An 18,003-nucleotide genomic window follows, 5' to 3' on the forward strand; every position below is an offset into this window, starting at 1 on the left:
GTCCGCCCCCGTACCGCGTCCGCCCCGTACCGCCCACCTCCGTACCGCGCCCCACCGCGTACCGAGCGCGCCCTCGCACCGAGTTGGTCCAGACCTATTGACGGTCTCCATGGGCCACCCTACGGTTCGGGCAACGCACCGTGCAGTGCCCCAATCACCCCCCGCGCACCACCAGCACCACGCGTTCCCTCCCCGCGCGCCACCGTTCCCCCTCCTCAGTCTCCCCGGCCACGGCCGGAAAGGAGCACCTCATGTTCGGTCGGGCGTCCCGCCTGCTCGGAATCGGCCTGGCGTCGGCCTGCGCCGTCTCACTGCTGACCGCCGCGGCGCCGAGCGCCGCACCACGGGAGACCACCTGCCCGGTCAAGTCCAGGCCCGCCGGCAAGGTGCTCCAGGGGTACTGGGAGAACTGGGACGGCGCGGCCAACGGCGTCCACCCGCCGTTCGGCTGGACCCCGATCACCGACTCCCGCATCGGCGCGCACGGCTACAACGTGCTCAACGCCGCCTTCCCCGTCATCCGCTCGGACGGCACGGTCCTGTGGGAGGACGGCATGGACGCGACCGTGAAGGTCGCGACGCCCGCCGAGATGTGCGAGGCCAAGGCGGCGGGCCAGACGATCCTGATGTCCATCGGCGGCGCGGCGGCCGGTATCGACCTCAGCTCCAGCAAGGTCGCCGACCGGTTCGTCGAGACGGTGGTGCCGATCCTGAAGAAGTACAACTTCGACGGCATCGACATCGACATCGAGACCGGCCTGACCGGCAGCGGCAACATCAACACGCTCTCGGCCTCACAGGCCAACCTGATCCGCATCATCGACGGCGTGCTCGCCAGGATGCCCGCGAACTTCGGCCTGACGATGGCTCCGGAGACCGCGTACGTCACCGGCGGCAGCGTGACCTACGGCTCGATCTGGGGCGCGTACCTGCCCATCGTGAAGAAGTACGCGGACAACGGCCGCCTCTGGTGGCTCAACATGCAGTACTACAACGGGAGCATGTACGGCTGCTCCGGCGACGCGTACTCCGCCGGCACCGTCCAGGGCTTCACGAAGCAGACGGACTGCCTGAACAAGGGGCTGGTCATCCAGGGCACGACCATCAAGGTCCCGTACGACAAGCAGGTACCCGGCCTGCCGGCGCAGCCGGGGGCGGGCGGCGGCTACATGTCGCCCGGGCTGGTGAGCCAGGCGTGGAACACCTACCGGGGCGGGCTCAAGGGCCTGATGACCTGGTCACTGAACTGGGACGGCTCGAAAGCGTGGTCGTTCGGCAACAACGTCAAGGCACTACAGGGACGCTGATCCCCGTACCGCGCCGAGCGGACGGTACACGGGCGGGCCCCGGTCACAGGCCGGGCCCGCCCGCGTGTCCGCTCAGCTCTCGCCTCCTGGGGCGCTCAGCTCTCGCCCTCCTGGGAGGGGTGCAGGCCCAGCATCTCCAGGAGCATCTTCAGCTCGTCGGCGTCACGGGCCTGGCCCGCCAGGGTCAGCCGGGCCTGCCGCCGTACGGTGTCCGCCTCGGTGTCCTCGGAGGTGGCCGGGTCGGTCTGGTTCTCGCTGCGGTGGTCTTCCTTAATCATCACCGCCATTGTCCCATCACCCGGCGGGACGCCGGTGCCCCGGGGGCCGGTCCGGCCCGGGGCCGGGGCGACGGGGCCCGCACCGGTCGATTCTGAATGCGCCTTCAGGAAATCCTGAAAGCCTCCTCAGGAATTACGGATTCCCTTTCACCGGCCCGCTGCCACGGGGCGGCCGGGGCCGGTTTCCTGAGGAGGCTTTCAGCTTTCCGAAATCTCGCATGAGTTTTTGACCAGGTCGCGCATTGCGTGCCATCATTCTTTTCGTTGCCGGCCGTCCGAGGCCGCCGCAGCCCTGTGCCGAAGAATTCGAGGAGGTGGTCGTTGTGCAGTACGGCGATCCTCCCAGTCCCGCTGGCCGCCGTCCCCGCTGATCGGGCCCCGTACGGCCCGCTGCGTCCCGCTGCCGGGCAGCGCGCCCCGTGGCGGCCACTGCGCCGCCGCGCCGGCCTGCCCGCACGAATTCTCTCGGGTACCTCCATGACGAAACTCCGCCAGTTCCCGTCCGGCGGCGCGATACGCGCTGCCCGAATGCGCCCCGTGGACCTCTTCATTCTCTGCGGTGTCGTCGCACTCTTTTACCTCGTGGCCCGGGTCGGGGCCAGCACCGACCAGCCTTTCCGTCCGGGAAATCCGCCGGCCGTCTCCACCGACCCCGGAAATCTGCCGTACTACGCGGCGCGTTCCGTCCTGCGGATGTTCGCCGGACTGGTGCCCGCGGTGCTCTTCACCTTCGTGTTCGGCACCTGGGCCGCGCGGTCCCGGCGGGCCGCCAAGGTGATCGTCCCGGCGATCGACATCCTCCAGTCCGTACCGGTCCTGACCTTCCTCAGCATCACCGTCACCGGCTTCGTCGCCCTGTTCCCGCACTCCACGCTGGGCCTGGAGTGCGCCTCGGTCTTCGCCGTCTTCACCGCGCTGGTGTGGAACATGGCGCTGGCCTTCTACCAGTCGCTGGCCACCCAGCCCCGGGAGCTGGACGAGGCGGCCCGGCTGATGGGGCTCACCCGGTGGCAGCGGTTCTGGAAGCTGGACGTGCCCAGCGGCATGATCTCCCAGGTCTGGAACGGCATGATCAGCTTCGGTGCCGCCTGGTTCGCGCTCAGCGCCTCCGAGACGATCAGCGTCAACCACCGCGACAACGCCCTGCCGGGCATCGGCTCGTACGTGGCCCAGGCGCTGGACGACGGTGAAGGCGCCCGGGTCGGGCTGGCCGTCGTCGTGATGATCGTGACGGTGGTGTCGGTCAACTTCTTCTTCTGGCGGCCGCTGACGGCCTGGGCCGAGCGGTTCCGCACCGAGGAGTGCGAGATCGCCGAGCAGCCGCGCAGCTGGTTCCTGCAGCTGCTGCGCCGCTCCACCCTGCCCGGCCACCTGGCGCGCGCCCTGCGCCCGGCCGGTGAGCGGCTGGACCGTGCCATGCGGGTGCTGGGCACCGGCCGCGGAAGGCTGCGGCACGACGCCGCGCGCCGCAGGGCGGCCGACATCGCCTTCACCGTGCTCTACACCGCGGCCGTCGCGGCCATCGTGTGGAAGGCGTTCTCCTACGTTCTGGCGCACGTGCCGCTGCCGGAGATCGGCCACGACGCGCTGCTGGCCCTGGTCACCTACGGCCGGGTGCTGCTGCTGGTCGCGTTCTCGACCGTGGTGTGGGTGCCCATCGGCGCGTGGATCGGGATGAACCCCAAGGTCAACCGGATCGCCCAGCCGGTCGTCCAGGTCCTGGCGTCCTTCCCGACCAACTTCGTCTTCCCGCTCGCGGTGGTGGTACTGGGCGCCTCCGGCATCTCGCTGAACTGGGGCTGCATCGTCCTGATGGCGCTGGGCGCCCAGTGGTACGTGCTGTTCAACGTCATCGCGGGGGCCGGCGCCATCCCCGGCGACCTGCGCGAGGCCGCCGCCGACCTGGGGCTGCGCGGCTGGCTGCGCTGGCGGAAGCTGATCCTGCCGGCCGTCTTTCCCTCCTACGTCACCGGGGCGCTGACCGCGTCGGGCGGCGCCTGGAACGCCTCGATCCAGGCGGAGACCGTCAGTTACGGCACCACCACGCTCACCGCGTTCGGCATCGGCGCGTACATCCAGCAGGCCACCACCGACGGCGACTTCGCCCGCAACTTCCTCGGCGCCGTCCTGATGAGCGTCTACGTCGTCGTCATCAACCGGCTGTTCTGGCGGCGGCTGTACCGGTTCGCGATGAAGCGCTGCTCGCTGTAGCGGTGCCCGCGGCCCGGCCACGCCCGCCCCACCATCGCCCCCTTGGCCACTTCCCCCTTCGGAGCCTCACCATGAACACCTCTGTCATCAGCGTCCGCACCCTCCGCAAGACCTTCCCCGCCCCTTCCGGCGGCGTCCTGCCGGTCCTCGACGACGTGACCTTCGACCTGTACGAGGGCGAGGTCATCGCCCTGCTCGGCAAGTCCGGCTCGGGCAAGTCGACGCTGCTGCGCCACGTCGCCGGGCTGCTCGCGCCCTCCGGCGGCACCGTCCACTACCGCGGGACGCCGGTCACCGGCCCGAACCCCGGTACGGCGATGCTGTTCCAGTCCTTCGCCCTGATGCCGTGGCTGACGGTGCAGCAGAACGTCGAACTCGGCCTCCAGGCCCGGGGCGTGCACGCCGTCGAACGGCGGGGCCGGGCGCTGCGCGCCATCGACATGGTCGGCCTGGACGGCTTCGAGAACGCCTACCCCAAGGAGCTGTCCGGCGGGATGCGGCAGCGGGTCGGTTTCGCCCGTGCCCTGGTCGTCGAGCCGGACGTGCTGCTCATGGACGAGCCGTTCTCGGCCCTGGACGTCCTGACCGCGCAGACCCTCCGCAACGAGCTGCTGGACCTGCTCGCCCACCCCGACTCCCCCACCCGTACCGCGCTGCTGGTCACCCACTCCATCGAGGAGGCCGTCCAGCTCGCCGACCGGATCCTGGTGCTCGACACCGGCCCGGGCCGCGTCAAGGCCGAGCTGCGCGTCGCCCTGCCGCGCCCCCGTGACCGCCGCGACCCCGGCTTCGAGGCGCTGGTCGAGGACGCGTACGAAGCGCTGACCGGCCGGCGCACCATGGCCGCGCCCGACGACGCGGTCGCCCAGGACCCGCTACGGGTCGCCGGTCCGCTGCCGGACGTCTCCGTGGAAGCGCTGACCGGACTGCTGGAGTTCCTGGACACCCGCGGCGGTTCGCTGGACCTGGCGGCGCTGGGCGACGCGCTGTCGTACGAGCTCGACGACCTGATGCCGCTGGTCGAGGCGGCGCAGTTGCTCGGCTACGCCAAGGTCACCGCCAGCCGGCTGCACCTCACGACGACCGGCCGCGGCTTCGCGCGCGCCGACATCCTGCCCCGCAAGCACCTGTTCGCGGCCGCCGCGCTCGCCAACGTCCCGCTCATCGCCACCATCCGCACGCTCCTGCTGGCTTCGGCGGGCGGCCGGCTGCGCGAGCCGTACCTGGTCGGCCGGCTCTGCGGCCACGTCCCCGAGCACGCCGCCCGCCGGCAGCTGGCCACGGCGGTCACCTGGGGCCGCTACGCCGAGCTGTACGAGTACGACGCCGACGACCGGGTCCTGCTGCTGCCCGCCGAACACCGCCCCGCGAACGCCGCCTAGACACCCGGACGCCCAGGACGCCAGGGCCGTCAGGCGGTCGCGTCCCGGGCCGACGGGAGCTGTCATCCGCGAACGGCCGTACCCGAGGAGAAACACCATGCGTCAGCCCCACCCCCAGCGCGAGACCGCACCCGGCTCGTCCGGACACCCCGCCGGCGTGGCGGAGGGCGTCCGCGTCCTGCTCGCCGTGGCCGTCCTCCCGGCGGTGGTGGTGGCCGCCGTCGCCCTGTCCCCGCCGGCCGCCACCCGGCTGATCTGCGCGGGGCTCCTGGGGGCCGGCTGCACCGCCGTCGGGTTCGCCGTCGCGGGCTGGCGCTGCCTCTCGCGCCGTACGGACGGACGGCGTCGGTGAACCGGTGGCGGGGGCCGGTACGGCCATCCGGCGCCCGGCGGCCCGGCCTCCGGATGGCCGTACCGGCCCTGCTCCTCGCCGCTCTGCTGGCCTTCCCCGGCCTGCTGCCCAACACGCCCGGACATCTGGGCAGCCTGGTCGAGACCGCGCTGCCCTGGTTCGGCGCCGCGGTCCCGGTCCTGCTCGGGTGGGCGGCGCTGCGCCGCTCCGTGGTGGGGATGGCCGCGGCGCTGGTGCCCGCGGTGGTGTGGGCCTGCCAGTTCCTGCCGGGGTACCTCCCGGGAGGCGACGACGCGCGGGCCGACTTCCACGTCCTGACGTACAACGTCGGCGGCGAGCGCACCTCCCCCGCCGACGTCGCCCGGCAGGTGGCCGGCACGGGCGCCGACGTGGTGGCGCTGGAGAAGGTCCCGGCGTCCGCCCTGCCCGCGTACGAGAAGGCGCTCGGCGCGGCCTACCCCCACCACACCACGGCGAACACCCTGGGCCTGTGGTCGCGTTACCCGGTGGGCGAGGTGACGCCCCTGGACCTGGGCGGTGCCTGGCCGCACGCGATACGGGCCGTGGTCCGCACCCCCGGAGGCGACACCGCCTTCTACGCGGTGCGCCTGCCGTCCGTACGGGTCCGTGCCGACGCGGGCTTCACCATAGGGGCGCGGGACCGCAGCGCGGCCGACCTGGCGTCCCGGATCGGCGCTGACCGGGCCGCGCGCGTGGTGCTGCTGGGCGACCTGAACGGCAGCCTGCGCGACCGGGGCCTGGCGCCGCTGGCCCGGCAGCTCGCCTCCACCCAGCGCGACGCCGGGCGGGGCCCCGGTTTCACCTGGCCCGCGGCGTTCCCGCTCGTCCGCATCGACCACGTCCTGGTCCGCGGGCTGCGCGCCACCGGGGCCGCCGTGCTCCCGGACCGCGTGGGCAGCGACCACCGGCCGGTGCTGGTGGGGCTGCGTGGGTGAGCACGGGGTTTGTCCGAGCGGGGCACCGGACACCCAGTGTGCGTACGTTCGAAACGATCTCCAGGAGGCGTCCATGACAGCGCAGATCGACGACGGGCTGTGGGACGAGTTCCACAAGGCCGTCAACATGACCTCGCGTGAGCTGCGGGAATGGCTGAGCGTCGAGTCCGCGGGCGAGAACAGCGAGGAGGTGCCCGACCGGGCCGGGCGGCCCCTGGGGCGGCAGGTGCTGGAGATCCTGGGCAAGCGCCGTACCGACCTCACCGGGAACGACGCCGAGGCGATGCGCCGCGTCGTGGAGATCGTCGGCAGCCAGCACCCGGAGGGCACGGACCCGAAGGCCGGGGGCGCGGACTGGCGGCACGGCCTGATGGACATCGGCCACGACCCGCTGAAGGAGTGAGCACCGGGCCGTACCGGCTGCACGGCGGTTCCGTGCCGGGCGCTCGTCCCGTACCGGGCGGCTGCCCCGTGCCGGGCGGCGTGCGGCCCGTACCGGACTGCTGTCCCGTACCGGGCGGCCCGTACGGCTCAGCCCCGTAGCGCCCGGGTGCGCAGCGCCAGCAGTGCCCCGAAGCGGAATCCGGGGTCGGCGAGCCGGCCGTCGAAGAGCGCGTCCAGCTGCCGCAGGCGCTTGCGTGCCGTCTGCGGGTGGATGCCGAGGGTCTGCGCGACCTCGGGGGCGGTGCGGCCCCAGGACATCAGGAGCGCTTCGAGCGTCTCCGCCAGCCGTGCCGCCCGGCCCGCGGGCAGCCCGTCCAGGACACCGAGCATCCGGTCCTCCAGCAGGCGCCCGATGTGCGCGCCGCCGAGCAGGTGGACGTCGGCCAGCCGGTCGCCGACGATCAAAAGCTCGCCGTCCGGCGCGCCCGTGTCCCGGTGATGGTTCAGCGCGAGCCGTACGCAGAGGAGGGACACCCAGGCGTCCTGCGGCGCGACGGCCGGCCCGAGCGCCGCGGTGCGGCCGCGTACCGCGGCGCGTACCTCCTCGGTCCCGGCGGGGCCGCCGCCGGGCGGCTCCGGGAGGACCGCCACGAGGTCGGCGCCGCGCGGCACCACCAGCGCGTCCGGCCACGGCACGGTGCCGCGGCTGCCCGCCGCGCCGCGGACGACGAGGCAGGCAACCTTGGCGGGCAGCGGCCAGCGGGCCCGCGCCGCGAGGGTTCCGAGCGGTTCGCGCGGTGTGCCGTGCGGCTGTTCCAGCAGCGCCTGTGCCAGGGCCCGCCGGTTGCGCTGGACCTCGCCCTCCGCGTGGGCCTGGGCGGCGACGAAGCCCTTGACCGCCTCGTTGGACAGGGCGTTGATGTGGGTCAGTACGGCTTCGTGCAGCGGCAGGACGATCTCGGTGGGCAGCGACGCCGTACGGGCGATCTCGGCGTAACGGCGGCCGCCCACCCGCGCGCCGACCCGGAAGGCGGCCTGAAGGCCGTCCGTGGTGCGCCCGTTGCGGAACTCCACGCGCCCCAGGTGGCGGAAGTGCCGTACGTGGTGGTCCTGTGAGCTCTCCGGGGCCTCCGTCAGCTCCGCGAACTGGCGCATCGCGCGGCACGCCGAAGCGACCAGATCCCGGCCCACGGAGGAGTCGAGCGGGCGCCGGTAGGCGGGCACCTCCTGGCGGATGGCCTCGACCATCGACGCGGCGATGGCGTCGATCCGCGGCCGTAGCAACGCGCCGAACGCCGCGGGCAGTTCGTGCCAGGGGCCGCGCGCGAACGTGTCACCCGGCGGCTGGTGCATCGCGGGCCTCCTCCGGACCGTGGGCGGCGGGACACGCATGTCCCCGGGCCGGGATCGTGCCCTCTCCCGGCCCCGCCGGTCCAGCCTTGTGCGGGCAGCGCACGTGCCGTACCGCCTCCGGCCCCCTGTGCGGAGGCTGTGGCGGCTGACCCGGCGCTGCACGAAAGTGTCACGCAGGTGACACCTTTCCCCTCTCCTCACCGTTTTCCCTGGTGCCACCGGCCGTACGGCGCGAACGTGGCCTCGACGTTACGAGCCGGTAGCCTCCGGGCGCCGCCCGCACGCACCACGCGGTCCCGGTCCGGCGCCGTGGCGTCCGCCCTTGTGGCGCCCGTACCGAACCACGGCATGAGGAGAACAACTGATGCGCAGCAACGGGACCATGCGCGCAAGACACCGGCGACGGCCGCTCGCCGCGCTGACCGGGCTCGCGGTGGCGGCCGGCCTGGTACTGGCCGGAGCGACCGCGGCACCCGCGACGGCACGGACGGCGGCCGAGGCACCGGGCGGCCGGGCCGCGGCGACCACGCCGACCGCTCCGGCCGTTCAAGCACCGGCGGACCGAGCAGTAGTGCCCGACACGGCCGCCTCGGGCACTTCCACGGCCGCCGACCCGGTCGGCCCCCCGCAGAGCAACTTCCTGTCCGCCTTCCTCTACTCCACGACCCGGCCCACCGCCCTGCCCACCGGCGCCAACGACTGGACGTGCAAGCCGGGCCGGGCGCACCCCCGCCCGGTCGTCCTCGTCCACGGCACCTTCGAGAACCGGTACGCCAACTGGGCCGCCCTCTCCCCCAAGCTCAAGGACGACGGGTACTGCGTCTTCGCCCTCAACTACGGCGGGACCACGGGCCCGGTGCTCGGTACCGGCGACATCGCCGCCTCGGCGGGGCAGCTCGCCGCGTTCGTCGACCGGGTGCGGGCGGCGACCGGCACGGACAAGGTAGACATCGTCGGGCACTCGCAGGGCGGCATGATGCCGCGGCACTACATCAAGAACCTCGGCGGGGCGGCGAAGGTCGCCCGGCTGGTGGCCGTCGTCCCGTCCAACCACGGCACCTCGCTCCTCGGCCTCGGCCTGCTGGCCCGGCTGGTCCCCGGCGCGGACGTCGTCGTCGGCGCGGCCTGTCCCGCCTGCGAGCAGCAGATCGTCGGCTCGCGCTTCCTGAAAGAGCTGAACGCGGGTGGCGAGACCGATCCGGCCGTCGACTACACGGTGATCGCCACCTGGTACGACGAGGTCGTGACCCCGTACACCTCGGCGTTCCTGGCACCGGCCCGCAACGTCAGCAACCAGACGATCCAGAGCCACTGTCTCGTCAACACCACCGCCCACATCAACATCACCTACGACCGGACGGCGACCCGCCTCGTCCAGAACGCCCTCGACCCGGCCCACGCGCAGCGCCCCACCTGCTGAGACGGTACGGCCCCGGCGGGCGGGCAGGTGCACGGCCGCCTGCCCGCCGGGGCTCCGGGGGCCGGGCAGGCCGGTGGTCGGCACGGGCCGCGAAGGCTGGCAGTATCGAGGGATGGCAGAACAGATCACAGCCGCGTGCGACGGGGCGTCGAAAGGGAACCCCGGGCCCGCGGCCTGGGCATGGGTCGTCGGGGACGGCGCGGGGACGGTGGAGCGCTGGGCGGCCGGCCCGCTGGGGACCGCGACCAACAACGTGGCGGAACTGACCGCGCTGCGGGAGCTGTTGGCGGCCACCGACCCCGCCGTACCGCTCCAGGTGCGGATGGACTCGCAGTACGCGATGAAGGCGGTCACGACGTGGCTGCCGGGGTGGCGCAAGAAGGGCTGGAAGACCGCGGCGGGCAAGCCGGTGGCCAACCGTGACCTGATCGTCGGCATCGACGAGCTGCTCACCGGGCGGGCGGTGGAGTTCGTCTACGTACCGGCCCACCAGGTCGACGGCGACCCGCTGAACGCGGCGGCGGACGGCGCCGCCAGCGACACCGCGCGCAGCCAGCAGGCCATCGGCAGCGCCCAGGGCTCCGCGCTCCCGGCGCCGGAACCGGCCGGCGCGGCCTCCGGCGGGCGCCCCCGGCAGTCGTCGGCCGCCCGCGTCCCGTCCGCGCGGGCGGGCAAGAGCACGCGGCCGCGGGGCGGTTCCGTCAAGGCGCGGTTCCCGGGTCAGTGCCGGTGCGGACAGTCGTACGGCAAGGGCGAGACGATCGCGAAGAATCCGGACGGGTGGGGTCATCCCGCGTGCGCCGGAGCGGCCGGATAGCACCGTACGCGCCGCCGCCCCGCGGAAGACCCGCGGGGCGGCGGCGTCCTCCATGGCCCTCCGATCGACTTTCGGAAGGGCATTCGGGATGACCCCCGGCCGCCTCCGGAGAACGCGGCGCCGCTCGGCGGAACATCGCCGCACTCGGCGGAAACGCACGGAAAACAGGAGCAGGACGGCCCGTTTTCCGCATTCCCATCATCTTTCCAAAAGCTCATCCTATTTACCGACGAAAACGTTTCAGCACCAGCACAGCCCTCACCACGCATACCTCGTACGGGTGAAGTACGCGCCTGTTGGCGCCGACGTACTCCACCAGGACGGCTTATCAGTGGAATCCTTTCTGCCGTGATCAGGGAGCTGCCATTCGGGGAGCCCCATGACGCTGCAACCACCTCCCCCCGCCCCGCGTCCGCACCGCGCCGTGCCCCGGCACCGCCGTGCGCGCGGGCCGGGGACGGAATTGCGGAAAGAGTGGCTGGTAGAATTGAAGTTTTCTCGGTGTACAGCCCTGGTGGCCGCGGTAGGGTCGTTGGCGGCCGCCCTCACGGTCGGCGCCCCGGCGGCGACGCCCCAGGAGCCGCCGCCGGCCGCCGCGGACTCGTCGCGCTACGCCCACGAGGGCGAGCAGCGGGCCTTCCAGCACGAGCAGCTCCCGCAGCGGGCCATGCCCGGCGGCAGGTCCAAGGGGGTCATCACCCCCATCGGCCACCAGGGTTTCCAGCTCCGGTACGACGGCTCGGACGGCGGACGCGTTCTGGCACTCGAACGGCGCCACCGCCAGCTGCGCCCCGCTTCCCTCACGTCCTGGCTGAACTCCCGTGCGCAGGCGGCGACGCATCTGTCGCGCTGCCCGACCAGGGTGCCGCTGAGCGGCGCGGACGGCTTCTGCTGGCAGCGCGGGTCGGCGGACGACCTGGGCTGGGCGTACGTTCCGCAGGGGCTCACCGGGTCCGGTGAGGCCGAGCCGCGCTCGGGCCGCTGGCAGGGGCGCAGCATCGTCGCCGCGAGCTGGGCGTCCAGCTACGACCACCCGAGTGCCCCGCGCAACCCCAGGAACCGCCCCTGGCGCGGCGCCAAGCTGGTCGACCACTTCATGAAGGTGTCCTTCACGGACGTCACCGACCGGGGACGGCCTCGGTACCGCAGTGCCCTGCTCGTCACCCCGCAGGGCAAGGGCGGGTTCACCGCCCTGAAGGGCCACGGCGACACCCTCTCCTGGTACGGCCCCTACCTCTTCCTGTACAGCAGCGAGCGGCTGCGCGTCTTCGACGTACGCCACCTGTGGGCCACCACCACGTCCTCCGGGCGCGTGGGGGTGAGCCGGGGCTCGGTGAGCGCCAACTGGCAGGCGGCGGCGCTGCCGCAGGTCGCGCAGTACTCCTTCGTCGGGCGTAACGGGTGTGGGAGCGGCTCGAACGAGACGCCGTGCTTCAGCGGTGCCTCCATCGACCACGGTTCGTCGTTCGCGCCGTCGCTGGTGACCGTCGAGACCAGCTCGCCGACCTCCCGTGTGGTGCGCTGGCCGCTGAGCACGTCGTCCCACCTCCTGCGCTCCGACGGGCGTGGGCTGGTGCGGGCCAGCGCCGGGTACCGCGTTCCGCTGGCCGGTCCGCAAGGCGTCGTCCAGCACGACGAGCGGTTCTACTTCACCGCGATGTGCCCGGACGCCCGCCGGGTGTTCGGTGAGCCGTACTGCCTGTACCGGGGCGACTCCGGCGGTGCCGTGCGGGTGTGGAGCCGTACCCCGGCGGCCGCCGAGAACCTCTCGTACTGGCCCGCCACCGAGCAGCTCTGGGTCTCCAACGAATCCCCGTACCGCAAGTACGTACGCCCCCGCCCCGAGCTGAACGGGCGCGTCGTCTACAACGTGCCCCTCGACGACTGACACCCGGCCGGGTCCGCGCCGGCCGGTGCGGACCCGGCGCCCTCCGTGCGGTCAGTTCTCCGCGCGGAGGGCTTTTTCCTGCCCGTCGCTCCGGGCACGGCGCGGCGGGCGGACCTCTCCCGGCGTCCGCCCGAAGTGTTCGCGGAAGACCCGGGTGAAGTGCGGCTGACTGGCGAATCCCCAGCGGTGGGCGATGTCCGCGACCGTCAGCCGGGCGGACGCGGGGTCGGCGAGCTGCTGCCGGGCCCGTTCCAGGCGGCGTTCGAGGATGTGGCGGGACGGGCTGCGGCCGGTCTGCCGGAAGTCGCGGCTCAGCTGGCGTGTGGAGATGCCGAGCGCGTCCGCGACGTGGGCGGCGCACAGCCGGGGGTCGGCGAGGTGCCGGTCGATGTGGTCCCGGGCGAGCAGCAACCGGGTTCCCTGGTCCGTACCGTCCGGGCCGCCGCGTACGGCCAGGCAGTGCAGCAGGTCCAGCACGCCGCGCTCGGCCGCCGCCGCGTCGCCGGGGTGCGGGCCGCCGAAGCGCCCGGACAGTACGGCTTCGAGGCGGCGCAGGAGCGGCGCCTCGGCCGCCGTGTCGCTGCTGAAGACCAGCGGTACGGGCACGCCGCCGGGCAGACACCGTTCGGTGAACACCTCGCGGGGCACGTCCACCAGGAGCTGGCGCATGGCGGTGGGGAATCCGAGGAGGTACGAGCGCCGGGTGTCGTACAGCACCAGGTCGCCGGCGGCGAGGGTGAAGCAGCCTCCGCTGTGCAGGAAGACCGCCTGGCCGGAGACGAGCAGCGAGGCGAAGACCGAGTCCTTGGGGGACGTCCGGCAGGTCTGCGGGCTGCGTTCGACGACGTGCTCGTTGCCCGCGATGTCGGCGAGCCGCAGACCGCCGAGTCCGGTGTTGGTCTGGGTGGCCAGCAGGCCGTCCTCGGAGTACGGGGAGCAGCGCAGGCCGACCAGGGCCCGCCGGTTGTAGTCCTCCCACACACCCACCCGGTCCGCCGGGGCGACGGTCCGGGTCGACATGCGGGAGTAGCGGGCGGCGGAATGTCCGGGCACCTCCGCCTCCTTGCCGTGCGCGAGTGTCCGATGGCGTGGCCCCGGCCGGGCAGGCCGGGCCGGGAGGCGCAGCCTACTCCCGGGCGCCGCGCCCGGACACGGCCCGGGAGGGGCGGCGCCCGCTCAGCGGAACAGCCCGTCGACGTGATCGGCGCCGAGGCCCACCCGCTCGTAGTGGGCGCGGCACATCGCGATGTAGTCGTGCACGTCGAAGTAGCCGGTGGGGTCGCCGTTCTCGTCGAGCCAGATGAGCGGCCCCTTGACGATGAACAGGGTCTTCATGGGCTGGTCGCTCTCGTACGCGACCAGGGTGTGCCCCTCGCCCGGCGCCTCGTACACGAAGTCCCCGGCCGTCGCGGTCCAGGGCCGTTCCAGGTAGCCCCACTTGCCGGAGATCGTGTAGGCGAACACCTCGTGCGGGTGGTAGTGCCGGTTGACCAGCCCCGCCTCCCTGGCGCACAGGATGTCGGACCAGGTGTTGTCCTTGACGTTGATCCACAGCGGGCGGGAGCCCACGGTCTCGGTGAAGGGGGCGTAGTACCGGTCGTCGTCGGTGGCCGCGTCCGGGACGTACACCTCGGGCAGGGCGTCCGGCTGGACGGAGTCCTTGATCGGCTGGAGGTTCTTCCAGAACTCGTCGCCTGGCTGCTCGGGCATGGCGTGCTCCGCGTTCCGTCCGGTCGGGTGGGGTCGGTGGCCGGAAGTCAACCCGGCCACGGCCGCCCTGTCTTTCCCGGGGCGGACACCGCGCTTGCCTGTTGCCGCCGTCGGCGCCGCGACCCATGACGGTGCGGCTGATGGGCGGACCCGGTCCCAGCGAACGGGTGGTTGTGGGCCTTCGGACGCCGTTCGCGGGCACACGGTACGGAGGGGGCACGGAAGGCTTGCGACGACGATGGGTTTGGCATGAGCGAATACGAGCGTTCCCGTACGATGCCCGCACTTCCCGAGCATGTGTTCGACCAGGCGAGTGTCGTGGGTCAACTCGACAGCTGGCTGCCGCAGGGACTGCACGTGGAGGCGGGGGATCTGCCGGCCGTGACGGTGCACGAGGACCGCACGGGCGCGGACGAGGCCGGCCTCTTCCGCGCCGAGCGGGACCAGATGCGGCTGGAGTGGGGCACCAGGGACAGCGGCAGCTACGCCGGCTGGCTCCAGGTCGCCGGCATCGGCAGCGGCGCCAGCGAGGTGACGGTCCACCTGTCCTTCTTCGAGGAGCAGCACGACCCCGGTGCCGACGCGGTCACCGACGAGCTGGACCGCAGCCTGGAGCGGCTGGACGAGCTGGTACGGCTGCGCATGGACGGCGGCGGCGCCGGCTGACGTACGCACGCGTGCGGACACCGCGCCGTGCCCGCACGCCGTCGCCCGTCAGCGCTTGAGCTGGAACGTCTCTCCCTGGTGCGCGCCGGCGGAGCAGGACGCCTTCTCGGACGCCGTCATCGTGCGGGTCTTGACCACCACCGCGTTGCTGACGCCGTCCGTACCGTTGGCGGCCGGGCCGGTGACGGTGTCGGGGACGTACCAGTAGTAGTGCCCCCACTTGGGGCTGTCGTAGTGGGTCTGCCAGGTGCCCGAGACGGTCTGCATGACCTGGGCGCGCGAGATCCAGCCCACCTCGCCGGGCTGGACCGTCATGTTCAGCGAGCTGTTCTCGGTGTGCGAGCTGGACCAGGTGTGGCTGTACTGCGCCGTGACGCTGAGGTCGATGATGCCCGCGAGCTTGCCGCCGGCGGTGACGGAGACCCCGGCCGTGTCGGTGGAGCCCACCGTGTCGGACCAGCCCATCGACTGTGTGGCGGGCGATGTGCTGCAGTTGTAGAGCGAGTTGGAGACCTGCCGGAAGTCGCCCAGGTACGCCTTGCCGAGTACCGGCTCGTTGAAGGTGCACTTGCCTTCGCCGGAGGCGCAGTCGGCTATCAGCTGCTTGCGGTCCGGCCCTCCGGCCGCCGCGGCGGGCACGGCCGTCGCCGCGGCCAGGCCCGCGGCCGCCGCCGCGAGCACCAGCGCACGCCCTCCGTACCGCACGGTGCGGTTCATCGCCATGTTGCTGTTCCTGCCTCTCGCCTTGCCTCGTGAACGCGACCGGTCGTTGACTCCTCAACAGGCCTACGACCGCCGCCTGTTGTCTGAGAGGCTGGTGTAAACAGAGTTTCCATAACACCAAGTGACGGTAAAGTTGTAGTTGATTCAGAAACGTCCCGATTGGTCTGGATCAATGGCCTCACCTGCCGGTCCGCCACCGACCGGGACTTCCGTCGCCACCCACCGGGACCTCGGACGCAGACCCGGCGGCCGATCACACGGCCGGGCGCACCCGCTATCGTCCATTCCAACCCGCCGGCCAGCGGCGGACCGCACCGTGCGAGCCCCTTTTCCAGCCAGGAGACGGACGAACCCCATGCGCGTCATCGCCTTCGACCACCTCGTCCTCAACGTCGCGGACGCCGAGCGCGCCCTCGGCTTCTACTGCGGCCCGCTCGGCCTCGAACCGGTACGCGTCGAGGAGTGGCGCGCGGGCAAGGTCCCGTTCCCCTCCGCCCGCGTGAGCCCGACGACCATCATCGACCTCGTCGAAGGGGACCGCGGCGAGTCCAACGTCGACCACATCTGCCTGGTCGTCGAGCCGCTGGACTGGCAGGAGGTCGTCGAGTCGGGCGTCTTCACGGTCGTGGACGGCCCCGGCCGGCGGTACGGCGCCCGGGGCGACGCGCAGTCCGTGTACGTCCTGGACCCGGACGGCAACACGGTCGAGCTGCGCTGGTACCCGCAGGACGCCGAGGCGTAGCGGCGACGGACCGCAACGGGTCCGGGACGTGTCCGTCGACGTTACCGGACACGTCCCGAAAAAAAGGGCCGGGCGATGGTCCGGCGGGAATTCCGCCGAGCCACCGCCCGGAACTCTGATGTGTATGCGCATATCCGCGCGCTTTTTCAGAGGGGCGCGCAGAAAATCACCCAGGGGCACAAAGGGTCACATCGGAGCGGCTGCCCCGGAAAGGGCAGGGTCACACCGGTGATGTCACCGCTTGAAGGCGTCCTTGGCCTTCTCGCCCGCCTCGCGTATGTCGCCCTTGGCGCGTTCCGCGCGGCCCTCCGCCGTCATGCGCTCGTTGCCGACCGCACGGCCGACGTTCTCCTTGACGGCGCCCTTGGCGCGGTCGGCCTTCGTGGAAGTCTTCTTCTCGGCGGTCATGGTCGCGCTCCTTTTCGATCGGGCCGTTTCCTTGACAGTCAGTCGCGTGCCCGTCGGCCCGGCCGGTAAACAGACCGATTTCGAACGGGCGGAAATCCCCGCGCCGACGAGGGGCGGGATTCGGCCGGTCCGCGCCGGGCACCCGCCGCCATGCGCCACGCGGCGCCGCCGCGCCCGCCGTACGGGCGGCCCGGGGCGCGCCAGTGGTCGGCGTAATGAATCCGGACGCGCGGAAAGCAGGGGTGTACTCGAACGATGAACTGGTATCCGATGCGGCTGACCACACCGGCCAAGCAGCACGTCTTCGGCGGCCGGGCCGTTCCCGAACGGCTCGGCCGGACCGGGCTGCCCGACGGGCCGGTGGCGGAGACGTGGGAGATCAGTGATGTCGAGGGGGAACACTCCCACGTCCTGAACGGGGCGCTGGCCGGTCACACCCTGCGGGAGCTGGCCCTGAGCCACCCCGACGAGCTGGTCGGGCGCGGCTGGCGCGGCTCCCGGTTCCCGCTGCTGACGAAGTTCATCGACGCGCACCGGCCCCTGCCGGTCCATCTGCACCCCGACGACACGGCGGCCCGTGAGCGGGAGGGCGAGCCGAACGGCAAGACGGAGGCCTGGCACATCCTGTACGCGCCGCCCGGCAGCACGGCGCTGGCCGGGGTACGGCCGGGCGTGGACCACGGCCGGCTGCGGCAGGCGCTGCTCGACCAGGACTTCGACGCCGTGCTGCGGCGCCTGCCCGTACGCGCGGGCCAGACCCTGTACGTCCCGGGCGGCACCCCGCACAGCTTCGGCCCGAACACCCTCGTCTACGAGATCGAGCAGACCTCCGACCTGCAACAGCACGCGATGCGGCACCGGATGGAGGACGGCGCGCCGATCGACGACGCGCAGTGGCGCGCCAACGTCGAGGCGCTGCTGTGCGAGTGGAAGCCGGAGCACCGCCCGGACTTCCACGCCGGGCTGCGGCTGCCGGCGGAGGGCGGGGTGGAGCGCCGGATGCTGTGCGCCGGGCCGTACTTCGCGCTGGAGAACTGGCGGGTACGGGCGCCGGGGGACGCCGTGCCGGCGTTCGACACGTGCGTGGTGCTCAGCAACATCGGTGCGGCGACGGAGGTGACCTGCGGGGCGGTACGGGAGACCCTCGGCCCGGCCGAGACGCTTCTGCTGCCCGCCGCGACGGCCTCCGGCGTCCGTGTCCACGGCCCCGCCGACGTACTCCTCGGCTACCTCCCCGACCTGGAACACGACGTACGGGCCCCGCTGCGCGCGGCGGGCCACTCCCCCGAGGCCATCGCCGCGCTGGGCGAGGGGCTGGGCGCGGCCGCCTGAACCTTCCTCCGCCAAACGGTTACAACAAATAGGTATAAAACGGCCGTACAGGCATGATTTCCTTGGACTTCGGT

18 protein-coding genes are annotated in these 18,003 nt (G+C 72.4%); 12 read left to right on the forward strand and 6 right to left on the reverse strand.

The features are described from left to right. Positions 1-251: 251 nt before the first annotated feature. Positions 252-1,307, forward strand: a complete 1,056-nt coding sequence (locus JXZ78_RS02255; protein ID WP_030018572.1) for a chitinase — start codon at positions 252-254, stop codon at positions 1,305-1,307. A gap of 95 nt (positions 1,308-1,402) precedes the next feature. Here JXZ78_RS02255 and JXZ78_RS02260 read toward each other — a convergent pair whose 3' ends face one another. Beyond that, positions 1,403-1,585, reverse strand: a complete 183-nt coding sequence (locus JXZ78_RS02260; protein ID WP_157851486.1) for a hypothetical protein — start codon at positions 1,583-1,585, stop codon at positions 1,403-1,405. 477 nt (positions 1,586-2,062) lie between these two features. Here JXZ78_RS02260 and JXZ78_RS02265 point away from each other — a divergent pair, with 477 nt between their 5' ends. The 5 genes from JXZ78_RS02265 to JXZ78_RS02285 all read left to right on the forward strand — a co-directional run bounded on the left by JXZ78_RS02265 (position 2,063) and on the right by JXZ78_RS02285 (position 6,889). Beyond that, the gene (locus tag JXZ78_RS02265; RefSeq protein ID WP_030018574.1) at positions 2,063-3,796 is read left to right on the forward strand and encodes an ABC transporter permease; all 1,734 of its coding nucleotides are present in this window, start codon (positions 2,063-2,065) and stop codon (positions 3,794-3,796) included. Between the two features lie 71 nt (positions 3,797-3,867). After that, positions 3,868-5,178: an ABC transporter ATP-binding protein gene (locus tag JXZ78_RS02270; protein ID WP_030018575.1), complete on the forward strand. Its 1,311-nt coding sequence runs from the start codon at positions 3,868-3,870 to the stop codon at positions 5,176-5,178. A 97-nt stretch (positions 5,179-5,275) separates the two neighbouring features. Further along, entirely contained in the window at positions 5,276-5,530 is a 255-nt protein-coding gene (locus tag JXZ78_RS02275; protein WP_030018576.1) for a hypothetical protein, read from the forward strand. Positions 5,531-5,583: 53 nt separating this feature from the next. Further along, positions 5,584-6,486 (forward strand): endonuclease/exonuclease/phosphatase family protein, encoded by a 903-nt coding sequence (locus JXZ78_RS02280; RefSeq protein ID WP_050502165.1) that lies wholly within the window; start codon positions 5,584-5,586, stop codon positions 6,484-6,486. A gap of 73 nt (positions 6,487-6,559) precedes the next feature. After that, positions 6,560-6,889, forward strand: a complete 330-nt coding sequence (locus tag JXZ78_RS02285) for a DUF3140 domain-containing protein (protein WP_030018578.1) — start codon at positions 6,560-6,562, stop codon at positions 6,887-6,889. A 128-nt stretch (positions 6,890-7,017) separates the two neighbouring features. Here JXZ78_RS02285 and JXZ78_RS02290 read toward each other — a convergent pair whose 3' ends face one another. Further along, a complete protein-coding gene (locus tag JXZ78_RS02290) occupies positions 7,018-8,223 on the reverse strand; it encodes a PucR-like N-terminal domain-containing protein (RefSeq protein ID WP_030018579.1) in 1,206 nt (401 codons plus the stop codon). A 364-nt stretch (positions 8,224-8,587) separates the two neighbouring features. On the opposite strand from JXZ78_RS02290, the gene JXZ78_RS02295 reads away from it, so the two are divergent. The 3 genes from JXZ78_RS02295 (at position 8,588) to JXZ78_RS02305 (ending at position 12,348) form a co-directional block, all read left to right on the forward strand. Then, positions 8,588-9,643, forward strand: a complete 1,056-nt coding sequence (locus tag JXZ78_RS02295) for an esterase/lipase family protein (RefSeq protein ID WP_030018581.1) — start codon at positions 8,588-8,590, stop codon at positions 9,641-9,643. Positions 9,644-9,755: 112 nt separating this feature from the next. Beyond that, on the forward strand, positions 9,756-10,460 hold the full coding sequence (locus tag JXZ78_RS02300; protein ID WP_030018582.1) for a ribonuclease H family protein: 705 nt from the start codon (positions 9,756-9,758) through the stop codon (positions 10,458-10,460). Between the two features lie 514 nt (positions 10,461-10,974). Next, on the forward strand, positions 10,975-12,348 hold the full coding sequence (locus JXZ78_RS02305) for a hypothetical protein (RefSeq protein WP_157851487.1): 1,374 nt from the start codon (positions 10,975-10,977) through the stop codon (positions 12,346-12,348). 51 nt (positions 12,349-12,399) lie between these two features. Here JXZ78_RS02305 and JXZ78_RS02310 read toward each other — a convergent pair whose 3' ends face one another. Continuing rightward, complete coding sequence (locus tag JXZ78_RS02310; protein ID WP_078624028.1) at positions 12,400-13,401, reverse strand: helix-turn-helix domain-containing protein; 1,002 nt, start codon at positions 13,399-13,401, stop codon at positions 12,400-12,402. Between the two features lie 123 nt (positions 13,402-13,524). Next, positions 13,525-14,058 (reverse strand): 2,4'-dihydroxyacetophenone dioxygenase family protein, encoded by a 534-nt coding sequence (locus tag JXZ78_RS02315; RefSeq protein ID WP_030018585.1) that lies wholly within the window; start codon positions 14,056-14,058, stop codon positions 13,525-13,527. Positions 14,059-14,307: 249 nt separating this feature from the next. Between JXZ78_RS02315 and JXZ78_RS02320 the strand changes: the two genes are divergently transcribed. Continuing rightward, positions 14,308-14,724 carry an SRPBCC family protein gene (locus tag JXZ78_RS02320; RefSeq protein ID WP_030018586.1) on the forward strand — a complete coding sequence of 139 codons (417 nt, stop codon included), beginning with the start codon at positions 14,308-14,310 and terminating at the stop codon, positions 14,722-14,724. Between the two features lie 48 nt (positions 14,725-14,772). On the opposite strand, the gene JXZ78_RS02325 is transcribed toward JXZ78_RS02320, so the two are convergent. Continuing rightward, complete coding sequence (locus JXZ78_RS02325) at positions 14,773-15,447, reverse strand: hypothetical protein (RefSeq protein WP_030018587.1); 675 nt, start codon at positions 15,445-15,447, stop codon at positions 14,773-14,775. 355 nt (positions 15,448-15,802) lie between these two features. Here JXZ78_RS02325 and JXZ78_RS02330 point away from each other — a divergent pair, with 355 nt between their 5' ends. Continuing rightward, positions 15,803-16,189, forward strand: coding sequence for a VOC family protein (locus JXZ78_RS02330; protein ID WP_030018588.1), 387 nt, complete (start codon positions 15,803-15,805; stop codon positions 16,187-16,189). 234 nt (positions 16,190-16,423) lie between these two features. Here JXZ78_RS02330 and JXZ78_RS02335 read toward each other — a convergent pair whose 3' ends face one another. Next, on the reverse strand, positions 16,424-16,597 hold the full coding sequence (locus tag JXZ78_RS02335; protein WP_030018589.1) for a CsbD family protein: 174 nt from the start codon (positions 16,595-16,597) through the stop codon (positions 16,424-16,426). Positions 16,598-16,852: 255 nt separating this feature from the next. Here JXZ78_RS02335 and JXZ78_RS02340 point away from each other — a divergent pair, with 255 nt between their 5' ends. After that, positions 16,853-17,929, forward strand: a complete 1,077-nt coding sequence (locus JXZ78_RS02340; RefSeq protein WP_030018590.1) for a type I phosphomannose isomerase catalytic subunit — start codon at positions 16,853-16,855, stop codon at positions 17,927-17,929. Positions 17,930-18,003 lie beyond the last annotated feature (74 nt).

Origin of the sequence: Streptomyces monomycini (genome assembly GCF_022271435.1) — a bacterium.
GTDB classification, from domain to species: Bacteria; Actinomycetota; Actinomycetes; order Streptomycetales; family Streptomycetaceae; genus Streptomyces; species Streptomyces monomycini.